This is a genomic window from Nocardiopsis mwathae (assembly GCF_014201195.1).
GTDB classification, from domain to species: domain Bacteria; phylum Actinomycetota; class Actinomycetes; order Streptosporangiales; family Streptosporangiaceae; genus Nocardiopsis_C; species Nocardiopsis_C mwathae.
In genome coordinates this window covers 2,628,848-2,646,520 of the sequence record NZ_JACHDS010000001.1, presented here as the reverse complement: position 1 = coordinate 2,646,520, position 17,673 = coordinate 2,628,848, and the positions used below count along the sequence as shown (strand labels likewise).

Below are 17,673 nucleotides of genomic sequence, written 5' to 3'. Positions count from 1 at the left end.
GACCAGGAGCGTTCCATGCCCCGCCGCCACGTGTGCACACCCCCGACCCGGACCACCACCCGCCCCGCCACAAAGCTCTTCGGGCCATGGACCCGCCACATCATCACGATCCACGAACCCGACGGCGACCCCGGAACCCTGTGGCGATGCGGCACATGCCGCCGCTGGTGGATCATCAACCAGATCCGCGGCAACCACACAACGAACTCGGACACGTCGCACCACAACGAGCTCAACCCCACCACCCAATGGGAACGCGCCACACTCCGCGGCCGGCTCCGCCTCGCACTCGCCACACGGCGAACCACAAACCACGTCGCCCCGGAACTGAACCGCGACAACCGCGACGACGAACAACGCCGCGAACAACGAACCGCGAACCGAACCGTGCAGAACCCTCCACCGGCACCGCACCACACGCACCCGCGACACCACACCCAGCGGACCGGCCGAACCACCACCGGGCACCCGGCAACGAGCAGCGGCACCCCCGGGGACCGCACCACACCACCCCCGCCCACCCAACGCGGACCAGCACCACCACTCCCGCCGCACCCGGAGTCCTCCCCCGGATCTCCCTGGCACCCCCGTGGGGGAGGGGGTAGGGGGGTCGCAATCGCTGAAGGGCTGGGTCTGGGCGGGCGCGCGGGTGACGTCGCTGTCAAAAAACCGAAACTCCCGACTTCTGCACAATCCCCCGGAGGGGGTGCTCTGTGCCCAACGAGAAGGGCGGACGCCCCCGCAAACCCCGGGGCTTGGCCGTCATCGACGGCGACCGTACCAGCCGCATCAACACCCGCGAACCCACCCCCGAACAGACAGATGTCGCGCCCCCCGGCTACCTATCCCCGGGCGCCCGTGCGGTGTGGGAGCGCCTGGCCCCCGGGCTGGTGGCCGCACGCGTCCTCACCCCGTGGGACGCTGACACCTTCGCTTCCTACTGCGATGCCGTCGCCCGCCACGCGCGCGCCGCGGCCCAGCTGGACGCGATGGGCGAGGTCATCGAGGGCTACCGGGGCTCGGAGGTCAAGAACCCGTGGTTCCAGATCTGGCGGGACACCACCGACGTGATGACCCGCTTGGGGGGCCGGTTCGGTCTCAACCCGTCCGACCGGGGCGGACTGAGCATCGAGGAGGAGGGGAAACCCGGTGGCGCCGAGCGGTTCCTCTCCTAACCAGGTGTGTGGGTGGACCCACGACGGGACCACGTGCCGAGAGACCACCAGCCACTTCTGTGTCCCGCGCGCCGACCACGCGACGGGGTTCGTGGAGGAAGTCCTCGTCCACACCAAGGGCACCTACGCGCGCAAGCCGTTCCTCCTCACCGGCTGGCAGAGCGACGACATCATCCGCCCCCTCATGGGGACGGTCACCTGGTCCAGCGAGCACGGGGCCTATGTCCGCCGGTACAACGCGGCCTGGATCGAGATCGCCAGGAAGAACGGCAAGGCCCTGGCGGTGGACACCCCGATCCTCACCCGGGCGGGTTGGACGACGATGGGGCAACTGCGGCCGGGCGATGAGGTGCATGCCGCTGACGGTGAGTTGACGAGGGTGCTGTGGGTCAGCGAACGGCACACCAGGCCGACCTACAAGGTCCGGTTCGCTGACGGTGCGGAGCTCGTTGCGAGCGATGAGCACAAGTGGTGGGTCAACGACCGCAGGCTGAATGTTCAGCGCGTAGTGGCCACGCGTGAGCTCGCCGAAACCTTCACCTACGGTCGGCGGGGCGACCGCCGTTACAGCGTGGACGTCCCCCAGGCGCTGCAACGCCCCGAGACACCGCTGCCCATCGAGCCGTACCTGCTGGGGTGCTGGTTGGGCGACGGCAATACCCACCGGGCGGCGTTGACGTGCGCCGATGCGGAGATCATCGAGCGGATCCGCGCCCTGGGGCAGCCCGTGAAACGCGAAGCGGGCGGCCCGTATGCGTGGACACTGTCGGACGGACGCCGCCTGGGCCGGGGCAACGGCGGGGCGACACTGAACGCGCGGCTGCGCGCACTCGGACTGTTGGGCAACAAGCACGTGCCTGACGCCTACCTGACCGCTTCACGCTCCCAGCGCCTGGAGTTGCTGCGGGGACTGATGGACACCGACGGATCGGTCAACACCGGCCCGAACACCCCCCGGGTCGAGTTCGTCTCGACGCAGTACCGGCTTGCCGACGCGGTGCTGGTGCTCGCCCGATCGTTGGGGTGGAAGGCCACGATCAAGGAGAGCCGGGCGCGCTTGAACGGACGTGACTGCGGGCCGCGCTGGCGGGTGGCATGGACGGCCTACGCCGATGAGGCCCCGTTCCACCTGACCCGCAAGGCCCGCTTGTTGGCTACGCGCCCCCACCGGCCTACGCGCTCCTCCACCAATGCCATCACCGCAGTGGACCAGGTGGAACCGGCCGAAGCAGTTTGCATCGCCATCGAGCACCCTTCAAGTGTGTTCCTCGCCGGCCGGTCATTAACGCCGACGCACAACTCTGAACTCCTCGCCGCGATCATGCTGTACCTGCTGGTCGCCGACAACGAGGAGGAGGCTGAGCTCTATGGGTGCGCCCGCGACCGGGATCAGGCGTCCCTGGTGTTCAACGTGGCGTCCCGCATGGTGCAGCTGTCGCCGGTGCTGTCGAGGCGTCTGCGAATCAAGGAGACCAACAAGCGGATCGTCGACCCGAAAACCGCGTCGTTCTACCAGGTGATCGCCGCTGACGCCGCCGGTGCCCTGGGGTACAACCCCCACGGTGTCGCCGCCGACGAGATTCTGGCGTGGCGCAAGCGGGACCTGTGGGATGCGATGGAGACCGGCATGGGGTCCGGGGCGCGCAAGCAACCTTTGATGATCGCCGCGACGACTGCGGGCAACGACCCGGCGAGTTTCGCGGCGAACATGCACAACGAGATGCAGCGTATCTCGGACCGGCCGGAGCGGTCGCCGCACACGTTCGTCTACCTGCGTAACACCCCGGATGACGCGGACCCGTGGGATGAGGAGACCTGGAAGATCGCCAACCCCGCCCTGGGGGACTTCTTGTCGGTGGAGAAGTTCCGGCAGGCTGCCAATGACGCGCGCAACGCCCCGGAGAAGGAGAACGCGTTTCGCCAGTTCCGGCTGAACCAGTGGGTGCGGCAGGCGACACGGTGGATGCCGATGCACTCATACGACGCGTGCAGGGGGGACGTGTGGAGCCACCCGCACCAAGCGCGTGAGGATCTGGTCGGCCGCGAGGCGTGGGGCGGGCTGGACCTGTCGGCGAAGTTCGACCTCACCGCGTGGTGTGTGCTCCTGCCTCCGGAGGAGCCCGGCGGGCCGGTTGACGTGGTGTGGCGGTTCTGGCTTCCTGAGGACGCGCTGCCGCGCCTGGACGACGAGAACGACGGGGCGTTCACTCGGTGGGCACAAGAGGGCTGGTTGACGGTCACCGAGGGCAACATCCAGGACTACGACCGCATCCTGGCCGACATCGCTGACGACGGCGATCACTTCGCGTTTCGTGGTCTGGATGCCGATGAGTGGTCGATGTGGCCGGTCATCAACAAGGTCGCTGACGCTGTCGGGCTCGACCCGGAGGTCGGCGAAGTGGCCGCGTACAAGAACACCTACGACCGGATGACTCCTGGTCTCACCGAGATCATGGCGCTGGTGAAGACCGGCCGGTTCCAGCACCACGGAAACCCCGTCGCGTCGTTCTGCTTCGACTCGGTGGAGGTGCGGCGCGCCCCGTACAACCCGGACCTGATCCGGCCGGACAAGCCCGAGCGGGACAAGTCCGCGAAGCGGATCGATGCGGTACCCACGGCCGCGATGGCCGCGGCCGCTTGGACGCTGCGGGGCGAGGACGCCGCTCCCAGCTCGGCCTACGAGGACCGCGGCCTCACAGTCGCTTGACCCTGCCCCGCCCCCGTGCGCGGGCCGACCCACAGATAGGGGGGTGGCCCGCATTGTTCGCGTGGCTCCGCTTGCTGTCCCGCCGCAGCGTCGTCATCACCCTCGACGACGACACCGGGTTCCGCGGGGTGCTGTACCGCAAGGCCGGGCCGCTGGTGGAGCTCCGCCAGGCCGAACGGTTGGAGCCCGGCGCCACCCCCACCCCGTGCGACGGGGCGATCGTCCTAGAGCGGTCCCGCATCAGGTTTTGGCAGGTGGTGGACCCGTCGTGAGCATGATCGTGTCTGGTGGGAAGCTGGATCTGGTGCGCGGCCCCGGCGGCTACCAGTTGCCGAGCTCCATGCAGCTCGGCGCCGAGTGGGTGGAGTACGGGGAGATCTACCGCCGACAGCCCCAGGTGCGCACCGTCGTCGCGTTTCTTGCGCGCAACATCGCCCAGCTCGGGCTGCACGTGTACCGGCGGGTCTCAGACACCGACCGGGAACGCGTCACCGACCACCCTCTGGCGAAGCTGCTGGCCCGCCCGCTGCCGCAGACGAAGCTGACCCGTTTCGGGTTGATGTTCCGTGTAGTGGCAGACCTGTGCATCTACGACGCAGCGTTCGTCGTGAAGGTCCGGGATGGCAGCGGTTCCGTGGTCGGCTTGATCCCGGTTCCCGCCGCGTGGGTCGCCCCGGAAGGGGGGTCGTGGATCGCCCCGCACGCTTACCGCATCGCGGGCGGGTCGGAGGTCCCCGCGGGGGATGTGATCCACCTGCACGGGTACGCCACAGACTCTTTGTGGGGCGGCACCTCGCCGTTGGAGTCTCTGCGGAGCGTGCTCATCGAGGAGCACGAGGCCAACCGGCACCGCCAGCAGATGTGGCGTAACGGCGCCCGCACCTCCGGGTTCATCCAACGGCCGGTGCCGAAAGGCGGGCGCGACTGGTCGGATGAGGCCCGCGAACGCTTCAAACGCGAGTTCGCCGACTTGTACACCGGTGATGGTCCCGGGGCTGGCGGGGTGCCGGTCCTAGAGGACGGCATGACGTATGTGCCGGCCGGGTTGGACCCGCGTGCCGCGCAGTACATCGAGGCCCGCAAGCTCACGCGTGAAGAGGTCGCGGCCGCGTATTTCGTCCCGCCGCCGCTGGTCGGGATTCTGGACCACGCCACGTTCTCGAACATTCGGGCGCAGCATGAGCACTTGTACCAGGACACGTTGGGGCCGTTGCTCACCCAGATCGATGAGGCGTTTGAGGCGCAGCTGGCTGATGAGTTCGGCGACTTGTACCTGGAGTTCAACATTCAGGAGAAGCTGCGCGGGTCGTTCGAGGAGCAGGCCGCGGCAGCGTCCACCAGCGCGGGAGCCCCGTGGATGACGGTGAACGAGGTCCGTGCCCGCAACAACCTGCCTGCGCTCGACGGCGGGGACGAGCTCGTGACCCCGTTGAACGTGGCCAAGGGCGGGCAGGCGTCCCCGAGGGATTCGGCGCCGGACCCCTCCGTGCGGGATGACGACCGCAGCAAGACGCGCACCATCCACGTGAAGGCGGGTGCGCCTGAGCGGGCGGTGACCCGCGCCGAACGGGAGCTGTCGGCGTTTTTCGGCCGCCAGGCCCGGTCCCTGTCGAGCCTGCTGGGGGCCGCCAAGGCCAGCCGGCCACTGACGAAGGACGCGGCCGATGCTGTGAACTGGGGCCGGTGGCAGGACGAACTCGCGCTGGTGCTGTCAGGGATCAACGTGTCCACCGCGTCGGCCTCAGCGAGTGCGGCCCTGGAAGAGATGGGGACCGACCCCGACAGTTCCGACTTCGACTCGTCGGACGCGGTCGAGTGGCTGATGGAAAACGCCCAAGGCCAGGCCGAAGCGAGCACGGAGACGTCGCGGCGCCAGGTCGAGGCAGCGTTGGAGGGCGACGACCCGCCGAAGGCGCTGAAGGCGCTGTTCGCTGCCTGGTCTACCTCGCGTGCGGCGGAGTTGGCGGCTCGGCAGACCATGCACGTCGCCGGGTACACGCGCGTGAACGAAGCCCGCAAGGTGTTCGGGTCCTCAGCGCGCAAGACATGGCGCACCACCACCAGGAACCCGCGAGCTACCCACTCACGCCTCAACGGGCAGACCGTGCCGATCGACGCGAAATTCAGCAACGGCGCCCGGTGGCCTGGGGATTCGGTGCTGCCCGCCAAAGAAGCCGCGAAGTGCAAGTGCCAACTGAGTATCACCGGCGTCATGGAGCCGGACGAGGAGTAACCCCGCACGATGATGCGCACGAAGTCCGCCCCGGTGACGATCAAAGCCGCGGGCACGCACGAAGGAACCGAGGACGGCGTGTTCGAGGCGATCGTCGCCGCGTACAACGTCGACTCTGTAGGCGACAAGATCAGCCCGGGGGCCTTTGAGAAGACCCTCGCCGAGTGGACCCTGAAGGGCGATCCGATCCCGGTGATCTGGTCGCACAACTGGGCCGACCCTGACTCCCACATCGGCGTGGTCGAGGACGCAAAGGAAACCCCGGAAGGGCTGTGGGTCAAGGCGCGCCTGGACCTGGACGAACCCAAGGCCGCCAAGATCTACAAGCTCCTCAAGGGCCGCAGGGTCACCCAGTTCAGTTTCGGCTATGAGGTGCCCGAGGGCGGAGGCGAGTACGTGGAGGGCAAGGACGGTGCCCCTGGCCACTACGCGCTGAACGAGCTCAAGCTGTTCGAGGTCGGCCCGTGCCTTGTGGGGGCGAACCAGTCGACACGCCTCGAATCGGTGAAGACCCCGGCCGGGGTGAGTGAGGAGCGGGTCCGCGAGATCGTCACCGAGGCGATCACAGCGAAGCTCGCTCACACCACACCCGAACCCGTGGCTGGACCGGGGGCGGGCACAGCAGGGGCCGAGGAGACCCACCGCCTCCTCACCGGCCTGGCCGAGCAGGTCAAGACGCTCACCGAGACCATCGCCCACCTGCCGGCCGCCGTTTCCCCGCGACCCGCCGACGACGACCCGCGCGGCAAGTCGGCCGAGCCTGGCGGGGCGACCGCGGCCGGTGCGGTGCGCGCCGCCTTGGACGAGCTGACCCGCGACCTGCCCGACCTGGCGGCCTGAGCCGCCCACCTTTAAGCAAGCAGACCATGCAGGCCACACCAGCCCCGCCACCCCCATCGGGGGTGTGCCCGGCCGTCGGTGCCGCCTCGCTCCAACCCAGGAACGAGGAACAGCGCAGATGGCGCACACCCACACCCTGGACGACCTTGAGGGGCAGCTGAAGGCGTCCCTGAAGGCCGCCAGTGACATCGCGGACGCAGCCGAACACGCGGGCCGCGACATGACCGAGGACGAGCGGGCCGCCGCCCACCAGCACCTCGCGAAGGCCCGAGACGTCGCTCAGCAGGTGAAGGCTCGCCGGGGCGACAACGCGCTCCGGGAAGCGATCAAGGATCTGGAAGGCGTCGGGTACAGCCCTTCAAACGGTGGCCAGCGCCCGCCACGGGGAGGCAAGAGCGCCGACCTGGGCGGTAAGTCCCTGGGTGAGCATTTCGTGGACTCTGCGGAGTTCCAGGAGATGCTGGCGTCCAAGTCGGGCGCGCACTTCGGGACCCAGCAGCGCATCAATTCCCGCCCGGTGGGCTACAAGGACCTGTTGCTGACCGGTTCGGACCGAAGTAGCGCGGGCGGGTTCGTCCGACCGGACTACCGGGGCCTCCAGCTCGGGCTGGACCCGTTCATGCGGCCGCTGACGATGCGGGAGCTGGTGGCCTCGGCGACCACCACGAGCGACACGGTCGAGTACACCTACATCGACGCGGTGTCGCTGAACGCCCGGTTCGTGGCCGAGTCCCAGCAGGTGGAAACCCCGAAGGAGGCGGGGCCGAACACTGGCGTGAAGCCGCTGTCCGGATTCACCACCCGGCAGAGCTCGACGGGTGTGAAGACCATCGCCCACTGGTTCGCCATGACCAGACGCGCGATCAGTGACGCCGCCCAGGTGCGCACCCTGGTCGACGCCCTCCTGCGCTACGGCCTGGAAGATGAGATCGACCGGCAGATCATTTCCGGTGATGACAGCGGTTCGGAGAATCTGCGCGGTATCGCCAACACCGACGGCGTCCAGGTCCTGAACGTCGACCCGGGCAAGGGTGACCCTGTGCGGTCCAATATCGAGGCGATTCGACGCGCGAAGACGATGGCTCGGCTGGGCGCTCGCGCGCGGGCCAATGGCATTGTGGGCAACCCGCTCGACCTTGAGGCGATGGACCTGATCAAGGACAACGAGGGACGCTATGTGCTGGGCGGCCCGGTGGCGGCCGGGGGCACCGGCACCTTGTGGAACCTGCCGGTGGTGGAGAACGAGGCGGTGCCGCAGGGCCAGCTGTTCGTGGGGGATTGGCAGAAGGCGATCCTGTACGACCGCGAGGACGCCTCTATCACCGTCACTGATTCGCATGCGGACTTTTTTGTCCGGAACATGGTCGCCATTCTCGCGGAGTGCCGTGTGGCGTTCGCGGTGATCCAGCCCAGTGCGTTCGTGAAGGTGGAACTGGCCGCTTAGCCCGGCGGGCAGGGCACCGCCGGCGGCCTTGCGTAGGCTCCGGCGGTGCCCGCATGATTTGAGGTCTCTAGATCATTCCGGAGTTTCCTCTGGGCGGATCATTTCGCGAACCTTACGAGCTTGTAGTCGGGGAAGGTTCGGACGCAGCCGAATTTGTACCGGGGCTCGAAGCGGGTGTATATCCCCTGCAAGGTGTTGCACCGCTTTTCACTCAAGCCACTTGCGACGGTGATCGGTCCGTTGTGGGCTGCGGCCGCCGGGGCTGTTGCGATAAGTGCGACGGTCGCCATGCTGGCGGTGGCGAGGATTGCGGATGCTGATTTCTTTGCGCTTTTCAGCAATGGGTGTCCTTTCTGTGTGGAGGGTTTCCCTGGTGGGAGTTGTCCGCCAGGGGTGATTCTATGTGCATGCTTCTTCGGTGTATTGGTGGTGCTGTTTTGATCCTCATTTAAAAGCCCTGGTGTTCCCGTGTTTCAAGTTCGGTTCCGAAGATTGGTGTGTCGCAGATCATAGGTTTGCGGTAGTGATGCGGAGGTTCCCCATATGAGCCACATGAGCGAGTTCCAGGCCCGCCTGCGCAGCGCGGAGAAGCCGGAGGATCTGGAGGGCCTGGTCCCCTCCGGTGGCGGGGCCGGTGGCCCTGTCGAGTGGGAGGACATCGAGTCCAAGCCGTCGAGTTTCCCGCCCGGCGACCATGAGCACCCCGGGTACGCGGCCGGGGCCGACCTGGAGGCGCTGGCAGAGAGGGTCAAGGCCCTCGAAGACGCCGCCAAGAAGAAGTAGTAGCCGGTGTTCGTCCGGCAGCAGAAAGGCCGGTGTCCGGTGTGCGGGGCGGGACATGCCTCCTGCGGCACACCCGGCGCCGCGCCGAGCGTCATCTCGTTGGGGGAGGGGGTGAACACCATGACCAACCCTGGACCGCTGGCCACCTACGAGGTCGAAATGAACGGGTACCGCACGAAGGTGCAGCTGACCGAGAGGGAGGCGCGCCGCCGCAAGCTCCTCGACCCGGACCACGGCGACCAGGAGGTGCAGGGGAGCGCGGAGCCTGCGCACAACAAGGCCCGCGCCCCGCACACGAAGCGGGGAGGCAACTGATGTTGGCCACCCTGGAGGATTGGGGGCGGCACAGTGACGTGCCGCCCCCGCCGCACGCCCCCGCCCTCCTGGCCGCAGCCTGCCAGAACATCGTCGATTGCTGCGGGTGGCCGATCGAACGGCACACCGTGGACGGTGAGGAGTATGACGGCCACGGCGGGCGGGTGCTGACCCTGCACACGATGCGGCTGCGCCAGGTCCACGAGGTCCGCGTCGACGGGAAGCCAGTGGCCGGGTACCGGGTGTCGCACCGCTACGCCCAGCTTCACCACCCGCATGGGTGGCCGCAGGGGTTCGGCCGCATCACCGTGGACTACACGGCCGGGTATGACCCGGTGCCGGACAACCTCGCCGCCCTGGCGGTGGGGTTGGCGGCGCGCGCCGCGTCGGTCCCCGCCGGTGTGGTCTCGGAGACGGTGGACCGGCTCACCGTGCGCTACGCCCAGGCGACCGCCCTTGACCCGCTCGACGAAGCCGCCCTAGACCGGTACCGGCTGGGGGCGCGCCCGTGAGCCTGCTGTGGTCCGACACCGTGACGTGGGTGCGGCGCCGCCTCGACGGGCGGGACCAGTACGGCAACGACGTCTACATCGACGAGCGCGTGCCGCTGCACGGGGTGTGCTGGCAGACCGTGGACTCCTCCGAAGACGAGACCACCACGCGGGACACGGTGACCGCTCACTTTCGCCTCTACATCCGCGGATTCACCAATGTGCACCCCACCGACGCCTTCGAACACCGGGGGATCGTCGCCGAGGTGCACGGCCGCCCCGAACAGCAGCGCTCACCCACCGGGCGGCTCACCCACACCGCGATCCACCTTCGCCATGTCAGGGGGTGACGCGTGGGCAACGCCTACTTCCAGCCCGATTATGCGGGCATCGGTGAGGCGATGCGGTCCAAAGGCGTCCGCGACGCCCTGCGGAAACGGGCGGAGGACATCGCGGCCAACGCCCGCACCCTGTCGGCCGGCTCCGGCCTGAAGGCGGAGATCACCGTCGCGGAGAGCGTCCGACCCCAGGGCAAGGGCCGTGGCCGCCCCGAGGCGCAGGTGCGCGCCGAACCTGCCGCGGATGCGGACGGGGCGGCGCGTGCCCGCCTCCTGTCGTTGCTCAAAGCCTCAGGGAGGGTGCTCTGAGCCTGGATTTCACCGCCCTGGTGGTCGCGTGGCTGGCCGAGCGCCTGCCCGAGGTGCGGGTGTGCACGAAACTCCCGGCCGCCGAGCGGCTGCGGGAGGAGTTGCCGGTGGTGCGGGTGCGCCGCGCCCCCGGAGGCCAGAGCACCCATGCGGGGGAGACCACGGTCCTGTTCGAGCTCGACGCGTTGGACACCGACCCCGAAGTGGTGTGGGCGACCACCCGCGCCGCCACCGAGGAGCTGGTGGCGCTATCAACCCGCTTCTACCAAAACGTGCTGGTCGACGACGTGCGGCTGCACTCAGGCCCCGGCCAAGCCACCCACCCCGACCCCGAGTTGTACCGCACGTTCCAGATCGTTCGGCTCGCGTCCCGCTCTGATGGCTGAGCCCCTAAACCGCTTGACCCCTGCGTGCCTGCCACACCGCCGCGGGGGTGACTCACAGCAAGGAGATCCGCTTTGCCCGACGTGGCGAGCCTCTACACCGTCAACAAGGACCTCGTTTTCAAGGGCCTGTTCACCGCGGTGTTCGTCGCCTCTTACACCACCCCTGTGCCTGACCAGCTGTTCGATCCGGACACGGGGGAGCTGGAGCCGCTGCCCGAGGGCTGGTACCCGGTGGGCTACACCGGTGAGGACGGCACCACGCATGACCGGGACCGGGACCTGGCCGAGACCAAGGCCGCCCAGGAAGCGACCTCGGTGCGCGACGACATCAACAGCGACACCCAGACAGCGAAGTTCACCATGCTCGAAACCAGCCCGGTGTCCATCGCCCTGTACGAGGGGTTGCAGTTCGACGAACTGGGCACTGACCTGGGCAAGCCGCTGCGGTGGGCCAAGCCCGCTGTTCCGCCGACCGTTGACCGGCGGTGGTTGTTCCTCGCTTCTGACCGGTCGAAGACCACCGGCCAGGAGCGTGTCCGGGCGCGCCTGTTCCCGCGCGGCGCGGTGACCGACGTGGGCGGCGCCCAGGAGTCGCGCTCTGACGCGACCGGCTATGAGACCACTGTCAAGGCCTACATGGACCCGGTGTTCGGCACGGACGTCCTGAATTGGCTGGATGGCCCCGGGTGGCGTGAACTCGCTGGTGGGCGGCCGGACCCTTCTTCCTGAGGGTGGCGCCCCGCGAGGTCCGGCTCACCGTGTGAGTGGGCTGGGCGACCACCAACCGCACACCACCCCTGGAGGGGACACCTATGGCTTCCACCCGCCAGTTCACCGCCACCACCAACCACGGTGATGTCACCGCTGACGCGGACTGGTCCAGCTCGGACACCAGTGTGGCCACCGTGGACAAGACCGGGACGGCCACCGCCGTGGCCCCCGGTGAGGCGACGATCACCGCCACCTATAGGGGCCTGGAGGCCACCGCCGAGGTGACCGTCACCGAGCCCGATCCCGAGACCCTGCACATCTCGCCGGAGTCGGCGGACCTGGAACCCGCCATCCCCAAGAAGAAGTAGACGATTGGAGCCCGTGAGTGGCTGAGAAGAACCGCAAGACCCGCCGCACCCTCGCCGCGGTGCGCCGCAAGTACACCGAAACCCTGGGCCTGGACGACGAGGCCAAGGTCGCTTTCGACGGTGAGGACGGGGAAACCTACGCTTTCCCGCACCCGCTGTTCGCCGACGACGAGTGGAGCGAGGCCTTCGACGCCGCCAAGACCACCTCCGACAAGGCCCGCGCGATCCTGGGCGACCAGTACGAGCAGTTCATCGCCCACCCCGAGCATCGTGACGCTGACGTCATGCTGGTCTTCCTCGATGTCAACGCCAGCCTTCAGGACGAGCTGGTGGACGGGCGCCCTACACGGTCCTAGACCTCCTGGGCGACCACCCCGAGGCGGTGGAGGCGGCGCTCATCGCCGAGTACCACCGCGACGCGGTAGCCGAGTACTTCCGGGGTGAGATCACCCTGCGGCAGTTGCGTGTCCTGGTGGAGCACCTGCCGCCGGACTCCGCGCTGCACCGGTCAGCGCGCGGCCACACCTGGTCGGATGACACCTACCTGCTGGCGGCGATCACGGACGCGGTGCGGGAGCACGCCACCCTGACCGCCGCGGTCAACGCGAAGAATCCGCGGGCGATCAAACGCCCCGATCCGGTGCCGCGCCCCACGGACGAGGCCGAGCAGGCTGCCCGCGAGGAGCAGGCGCAGGCGCTGCGCGACGGCTATGAGGCGATGGTGGCCCGGCTCACCCCCGCCCACTCCCGCAACCACGACCAGTAGGAAAAGGGGAGGTGCGGGGGTGGCCTCCACTGTCGGCGCCGTCTGGCTCAACGTCCTGCCGTCCATGCGCGACTTCTCCAAACGGCTGGGGGCCGAGGCGACCCGCGCCGCCGCGAAAGCCGCCACCACCACCGGCACCCGCCTCGGATCAGGCATCACCGACGCCGCTGGCCGGGAAGTGTCCCGCACCGCCGCCAAGGCCGCCAGCGAGGCGGGGGAGAAGACCGCGAAGGCGGCCGGGCGCGCCGCCACCACCGCCATGCCCTCAGCGATGGGGGCGGCCGGGGCGCGCGCCGGGGAAACCCTGTCGTCCTCGGCGGCCCGTGCGGTGGACCGGTCCATGGGGGCCGCCCTGACCGCCTCCACCCAGGCCGCCACCCGCGCCGCAGTCCAGGCCGTCGCCCAGTCCACCGAGCGCACCCTCCCGGCCGCCATGTCGGCCCAGGGCACCCGCGCCGGGTCGGCAGGTGGGGCCGCCCTGTCGGCAGCGCTGGCCCGCTCGACCCGCGACCTCGGCGGTGTCATCGCCAAGGCCGGTCCCGCGATCACCTCCGCCCTGTCCGGGGCTGTGGGTGGGGCGATCACCGCCGCTTCCTCCGAAGGTGTCGCCGAGGCGGGGCGGGCGTGGCGGTCGGCCGGGGACGAGATGGCGGCGGTCGGCCGGTCGGCCACGACCAGGATGACGGTCCCGCTGGTGGCGGCCTCCGGGGTGATGCTGTCCACCGCCGGGGACTTCGAGTCGTCCATGAACCGCGTCCGCGCGGTTTCCGGTGCCACTGGCGACCAGTTCTCCCAGCTGAGGGGCCTGGCCCAGCAGCTCGGCGCGTCCACCCAGTACTCGGCCTCCCAGGCCGCCGACGCCATGGGCTACCTGGCCATGGCGGGGTTCGACGCCAACGACATCCTCACCGCCCTTCCCGGAACGTTGGACTTGGCGGCAGCCGGCCAGCTGGACCTGGCGGACGCGGCCGACATCGCCTCCAACATCCTCACCGGGTACGGGTTCGCCGCCAGCGACCTGACCAGGGTCAACGATGTCCTCGCCAAGACGTTCACGTCCTCGAACGTCAACATGCGGATGCTCGGCGACTCGTTCAAGTACATCGGCCCGGTCGCTAAGTCCGCCGGATTGCAGTTCGAAGAGGTTTCGGCTGCGGTCGGCCTGCTCGGCAACGCCGGTATCCAGGGCGAACAGGCCGGGACCGTGCTGCGCGGGGCGATCAGCCGCCTCCTGAAGCCGACCGGCGCGGTCAAGGACACCCTTGACGAGCTCGGAGTGTCTGTCGCTGACTCCACCGGGCAGATGCTTCCTTTGGTCGACATCATCGGCCAACTGGAGCATTCGGGGGCCTCCACGGCCGACATGCTCACCATTTTCGGCCTGGAGGCCGGGCCGGGCATGTCCGCGCTGCTGGAGCAGGGTTCCGGGGCGCTTTCGGATCTCACCACCGAGCTGGAGGGCGCCGGGGGCACTGCCCAGGACATCGCCGACATCCAGATGCAGGGCCTCAACGGGGCCCTAGCGGAACTGAAATCCGCCCTGGAGGGCCTGCTGATCGCGATCGGCGACTCCGGGATGCTGGAGCAGGCCACCGACCGGGTGAAGTGGCTGACGGTCGGACTCCAAGACCTGGCGCACACCAACCCCGAGCTGCTGTCCACCGCCACCACGATCGGCATGGTCGTGGCCGCGATCGGCCCCATGGTGTGGGTCGGCGGCAAAGTCGTGACCACGGTCGGGCTGCTGACGACCGGCATCAACCGCACAGCGGGGGCTGCCGCCGCGGCCGCGACCACGCTCGGGAACTTCCGGCGCGGCTGGACCAACATCAACACTGCGATGGCCACAGGCGCCCCGCTGGCCACCCGGCTGAGCGCGGCCATCCGCTCCCAAACCCTCCTGTGGAACCAGCAGGCCACCGCCCAGGGCCGCAGCGTCCTCGGCATGAAGGCCTACAACACGTGGGTCAAGATCGTTCGCGGCACCACCCTGGCGTGGACCGCGGCCCAGTGGGCGTTGAATGTCGCCTGGAATGCCCACCCGGTCGGGCTGATCATCACCGGCCTGGTGCTGCTCGGGGTGGCCATCTACGAGGCCTACCAGCACTGCGAGTGGTTCCGCGACGGGCTCAACGCCATGGGCGCGGCGATCATGTCGGTCCTCCAACCCGTGGTGTGGGCGTGCCAGGTCACCTGGGATGCCATCGTCGCGGGCTGGGACTGGGTCGTCGACGCCTCGTCTGCGGCGTGGGACGCCCTCGTCGACGGGTGGGACGCCCTGGTCGGCGTCTTCACCGACCCGCCCAGCTTCTCCGAGATTGTCACCGCGTTGCAGGACGCCGGTGCGCAGGCCGCTGACTGGCTCAAAGCCCGCGGCGACGACCTGGTGGCGTGGGCCGGCGACCTGCCCGCCCGGTTCTACGACGCCATGGTCGACCTCGGCCAGGGGCTCATGGATCTGCTGGCCGGGATCCTCGACCTGGACAACCTCACCCGCATAGGGCAGGACATCGCCGGGTGGCTGACCGGGCTGGGCGACGACATCATCGCGTGGGCCACCGAGCTCCCAGGGCGGGTCGGGCCGCGTGTCTCGGAGATCGGCGACGCGGCGCTGGAGTGGCTGAAGGAGCTGCCCGGCAAAGCCCACGAGCACCTGACTGGGTTCGCGCAGTCCATTGTCGATCGGGTCAAGTCGATCCCCGGAAAGATCAGCGAAGCGATCGACACAGGCGCCATTGTCGAATGGGTCGACGGGCTTAAAGACAAAGCGCTTGAGAAACTGCGTGGGCTAGCGGATTCCGCTGTTGAGTGGGCGAAAGAACTTCCCGCGAAACTCAGTTCCGCTGTTGATAACGCGGCGAATATCGTCGATTGGCTGGCCGAGTGGGGGCCGAAGATCCTCGCTGGCCTGGGGATCGCGGTCGCGGTGGTCGTCGCTGGTATCCCCGCGCTTCTGCTCGGGGTGGCGGCCGCTGTTCTCTATGTTCTCGGTGTCATTGTCTTCGAGCTCGGTAAATGGCTGACTGAGAAGTTCACCGGGCTGATGTCGCTGGTCGGTCAGGCGATCTCTTCCAAGGTCTCCGAAGTCGGTTCGAAGTTCGCTGAACTTCGCGATGACATGGTGCAGACAGCGGTCGATCTGAAGAACCGCGTGGTCGGGCTCTTCACCGGTTTGCGCGATGACGCGATCAGCCGTGTGCAGGGCATGCGTGACCAGGTCGTTCAGCGCGCGGTGTCGCTTCGTGACCGGGCGGTTTCCACCTACGCGGACTTGCGGAACAAAACAGTTTCGATCTTCACTGCGGTGCGGGATAAACCCGCTCAGCTGGTCGCGACACTTCGGGATTGGGTGGCGCAGCGGGCGTCATCACTCCGCGACCGAACAGTCAAGGTGTTCGAGGATTTCCGCGCGAAGAGCATCAGGGCTTTCGAACGGGCGCAGCAGGGCATCAAGACTGCTTGGGATAAGATCCGGTCTGCCACGAAGAAACCGGTCCAATTCGTTGTGGACACCGTCTATAACAACGGTATCCGAGCGGTTTGGAACAAGGTCGCTGGGCTTGTCAAAATGGACAAGCTCTCTCGGATGGCATTCGCTGACGGCGGCACACTTCCAGGGTACACCCCCGGCAAGGACGTGCACCGGTTCTTCTCACCGACAGGCGGAATTCTCGACCTGTCCGGCGGCGAATCCGTCATGCGCCCCGAATTCACCGCAGCTGTGGGTCCCGGGTGGGTCAACGCGATCAACTCGGCCGCCCGCAGCGGAGGCACCGCCGGGGTGCGCAACGCCCTGTCCGGGATGGTCCCCCACCAGGCGTTCGCCAACGGCGGCATCCTCGACCGCATCGGCAGCTTCGCCAGGGCCGCCACGGACGGGTTCACCGGCGGGCTGAAAAAGACCGCCAAGGCCGCGTTGGACCCGCTGGTGGGGGAGACCCTGGCGGCGATCGGCGGCGGCCGCATGGGCCGCTTCGGCGACGCCGTGGCGAAACTACCCAAGTCGATGATCAGCGGCCTGACCTCCTGGTTGGGCAAGGTCATCGAGCCGAAGCTCGGCGGCGACTTCGGCAGCATGATCAAGCTCGCGAAGTCCAAGGTCGGCAACTTCGGCGGCTCGGACTACTCCAACGAGTTCACCCGGGCGTTCGGAATGAACGGCCTGCCGTGGTGCGCCATGTTCGTGTCCAAGATCATCAAGGACGCGAAGGTCGCCGACCGGTACAACAACATCTGGTCGGCAGCCGTCGCATCGTTCAACGGGGGAATGAAGCATGTTCCGTTGAGCGAGCGGCGGACCGGTGACCTCGCCACCTACCGCGGAAACGGCCACATCAACATCGTGGTCGACCGCAACACCACGGTGGGCGGCAACGAGTCGAACGCGGTCCGCATCAACAAGGGGTACGTCAACTCCGCCACCGCGATCCTGCGGCCCAAGGCCATGGCCACTGGCGGCATCATCGACTGGAAGGACTTCCTCCTCCAGGACCGCGCGGACAACACGGCGGCGACGACGCCGCTGCTCACCCAGGCGCTGCGCGCGTCGATAGGTGTGCCGACGCTGTATGACGACGGCGGGTGGCTGCCCCCGGGGCTGAACCTGGTGGCCAATGCCACTGGTGGCCCGGAGCCGGTGCTCACCCGGGAGCAGTGGGCCGACATCCGAGCCGACCGGAACAGGGAGCCGGCCGCCCGGGAGGGCCACACCTTCCACATCACCGAAACCCGGGCGCCCCGGTCCACGGCCCGCCAGGTCGTCACCGCGTTGCGGGACTACGAGGCCCTGCACCCGACAGTGAGGTGA

The 17,673-nt window shown here is 68.3% G+C and carries 18 protein-coding genes; 17 read left to right on the top strand and 1 reads right to left on the bottom strand.

Translation table 11 applies throughout. The features are described from left to right. Positions 1 to 713 precede the first annotated feature (713 nt). The 6 genes from HNR23_RS11225 to HNR23_RS11200 all read left to right on the top strand — a co-directional run bounded on the left by HNR23_RS11225 (position 714) and on the right by HNR23_RS11200 (position 8,399). Complete coding sequence (locus HNR23_RS11225) at positions 714 to 1,175, top strand: phage terminase small subunit P27 family (RefSeq protein WP_184075523.1); 462 nt, start codon at positions 714 to 716, stop codon at positions 1,173 to 1,175. Continuing rightward, positions 1,150 to 3,882 (top strand): terminase TerL endonuclease subunit, encoded by a 2,733-nt coding sequence (locus HNR23_RS11220; RefSeq protein ID WP_184075522.1) that lies wholly within the window; start codon positions 1,150 to 1,152, stop codon positions 3,880 to 3,882. Before HNR23_RS11225 ends, HNR23_RS11220 begins: the two co-directional genes overlap by 26 nt. 53 nt (positions 3,883 to 3,935) lie before the next feature. Then, on the top strand, positions 3,936 to 4,154 hold the full coding sequence (locus HNR23_RS11215) for a hypothetical protein (RefSeq protein WP_184075521.1): 219 nt from the start codon (positions 3,936 to 3,938) through the stop codon (positions 4,152 to 4,154). 2 nt (positions 4,155 to 4,156) lie between these two features. Beyond that, complete coding sequence (locus tag HNR23_RS11210) at positions 4,157 to 6,115, top strand: phage portal protein (protein ID WP_246422089.1); 1,959 nt, start codon at positions 4,157 to 4,159, stop codon at positions 6,113 to 6,115. 9 nt (positions 6,116 to 6,124) lie between these two features. Further along, on the top strand, positions 6,125 to 6,955 hold the full coding sequence (locus HNR23_RS11205; RefSeq protein ID WP_184075519.1) for an HK97 family phage prohead protease: 831 nt from the start codon (positions 6,125 to 6,127) through the stop codon (positions 6,953 to 6,955). 118 nt (positions 6,956 to 7,073) lie between these two features. Next, entirely contained in the window at positions 7,074 to 8,399 is a 1,326-nt protein-coding gene (locus tag HNR23_RS11200; RefSeq protein ID WP_184075518.1) for a phage major capsid protein, read from the top strand. Between the two features lie 98 nt (positions 8,400 to 8,497). Here HNR23_RS11200 and HNR23_RS11195 read toward each other — a convergent pair whose 3' ends face one another. Then, a complete protein-coding gene (locus tag HNR23_RS11195) occupies positions 8,498 to 8,740 on the bottom strand; it encodes a hypothetical protein (protein ID WP_184075517.1) in 243 nt (80 codons plus the stop codon). Positions 8,741 to 8,942: 202 nt separating this feature from the next. On the opposite strand from HNR23_RS11195, the gene HNR23_RS11190 reads away from it, so the two are divergent. From HNR23_RS11190 to HNR23_RS11140, 11 genes are all read left to right on the top strand, one after another. Then, entirely contained in the window at positions 8,943 to 9,182 is a 240-nt protein-coding gene (locus HNR23_RS11190; protein ID WP_184075516.1) for a hypothetical protein, read from the top strand. 120 nt (positions 9,183 to 9,302) lie between these two features. Next, a complete protein-coding gene (locus tag HNR23_RS11185; protein ID WP_184075515.1) occupies positions 9,303 to 9,497 on the top strand; it encodes a hypothetical protein in 195 nt (64 codons plus the stop codon). Beyond that, a complete protein-coding gene (locus HNR23_RS11180) occupies positions 9,497 to 10,009 on the top strand; it encodes a hypothetical protein (RefSeq protein WP_184075514.1) in 513 nt (170 codons plus the stop codon). Before HNR23_RS11185 ends, HNR23_RS11180 begins: the two co-directional genes overlap by 1 nt. Further along, positions 10,006 to 10,338 (top strand): hypothetical protein, encoded by a 333-nt coding sequence (locus tag HNR23_RS11175; protein WP_184075513.1) that lies wholly within the window; start codon positions 10,006 to 10,008, stop codon positions 10,336 to 10,338. Before HNR23_RS11180 ends, HNR23_RS11175 begins: the two co-directional genes overlap by 4 nt. A 3-nt stretch (positions 10,339 to 10,341) precedes the next feature. Beyond that, entirely contained in the window at positions 10,342 to 10,635 is a 294-nt protein-coding gene (locus tag HNR23_RS11170) for a hypothetical protein (protein WP_184075512.1), read from the top strand. 20 nt (positions 10,636 to 10,655) lie between these two features. Next, on the top strand, positions 10,656 to 11,021 hold the full coding sequence (locus HNR23_RS11165) for a hypothetical protein (protein WP_184075511.1): 366 nt from the start codon (positions 10,656 to 10,658) through the stop codon (positions 11,019 to 11,021). A gap of 81 nt (positions 11,022 to 11,102) precedes the next feature. Next, positions 11,103 to 11,750: a phage tail tube protein gene (locus HNR23_RS11160; protein WP_449406844.1), complete on the top strand. Its 648-nt coding sequence runs from the start codon at positions 11,103 to 11,105 to the stop codon at positions 11,748 to 11,750. An 83-nt stretch (positions 11,751 to 11,833) separates the two neighbouring features. Then, entirely contained in the window at positions 11,834 to 12,100 is a 267-nt protein-coding gene (locus HNR23_RS11155) for an Ig-like domain-containing protein (RefSeq protein ID WP_184075509.1), read from the top strand. A gap of 17 nt (positions 12,101 to 12,117) precedes the next feature. After that, the gene (locus HNR23_RS11150) at positions 12,118 to 12,456 is read left to right on the top strand and encodes a hypothetical protein (RefSeq protein WP_184075508.1); all 339 of its coding nucleotides are present in this window, start codon (positions 12,118 to 12,120) and stop codon (positions 12,454 to 12,456) included. Positions 12,457 to 12,482: 26 nt separating this feature from the next. Continuing rightward, positions 12,483 to 12,866, top strand: a complete 384-nt coding sequence (locus HNR23_RS11145; protein ID WP_184075507.1) for a hypothetical protein — start codon at positions 12,483 to 12,485, stop codon at positions 12,864 to 12,866. Between the two features lie 19 nt (positions 12,867 to 12,885). Beyond that, the gene (locus HNR23_RS11140) at positions 12,886 to 17,673 is read left to right on the top strand and encodes a phage tail tape measure protein (RefSeq protein WP_184075506.1); all 4,788 of its coding nucleotides are present in this window, start codon (positions 12,886 to 12,888) and stop codon (positions 17,671 to 17,673) included.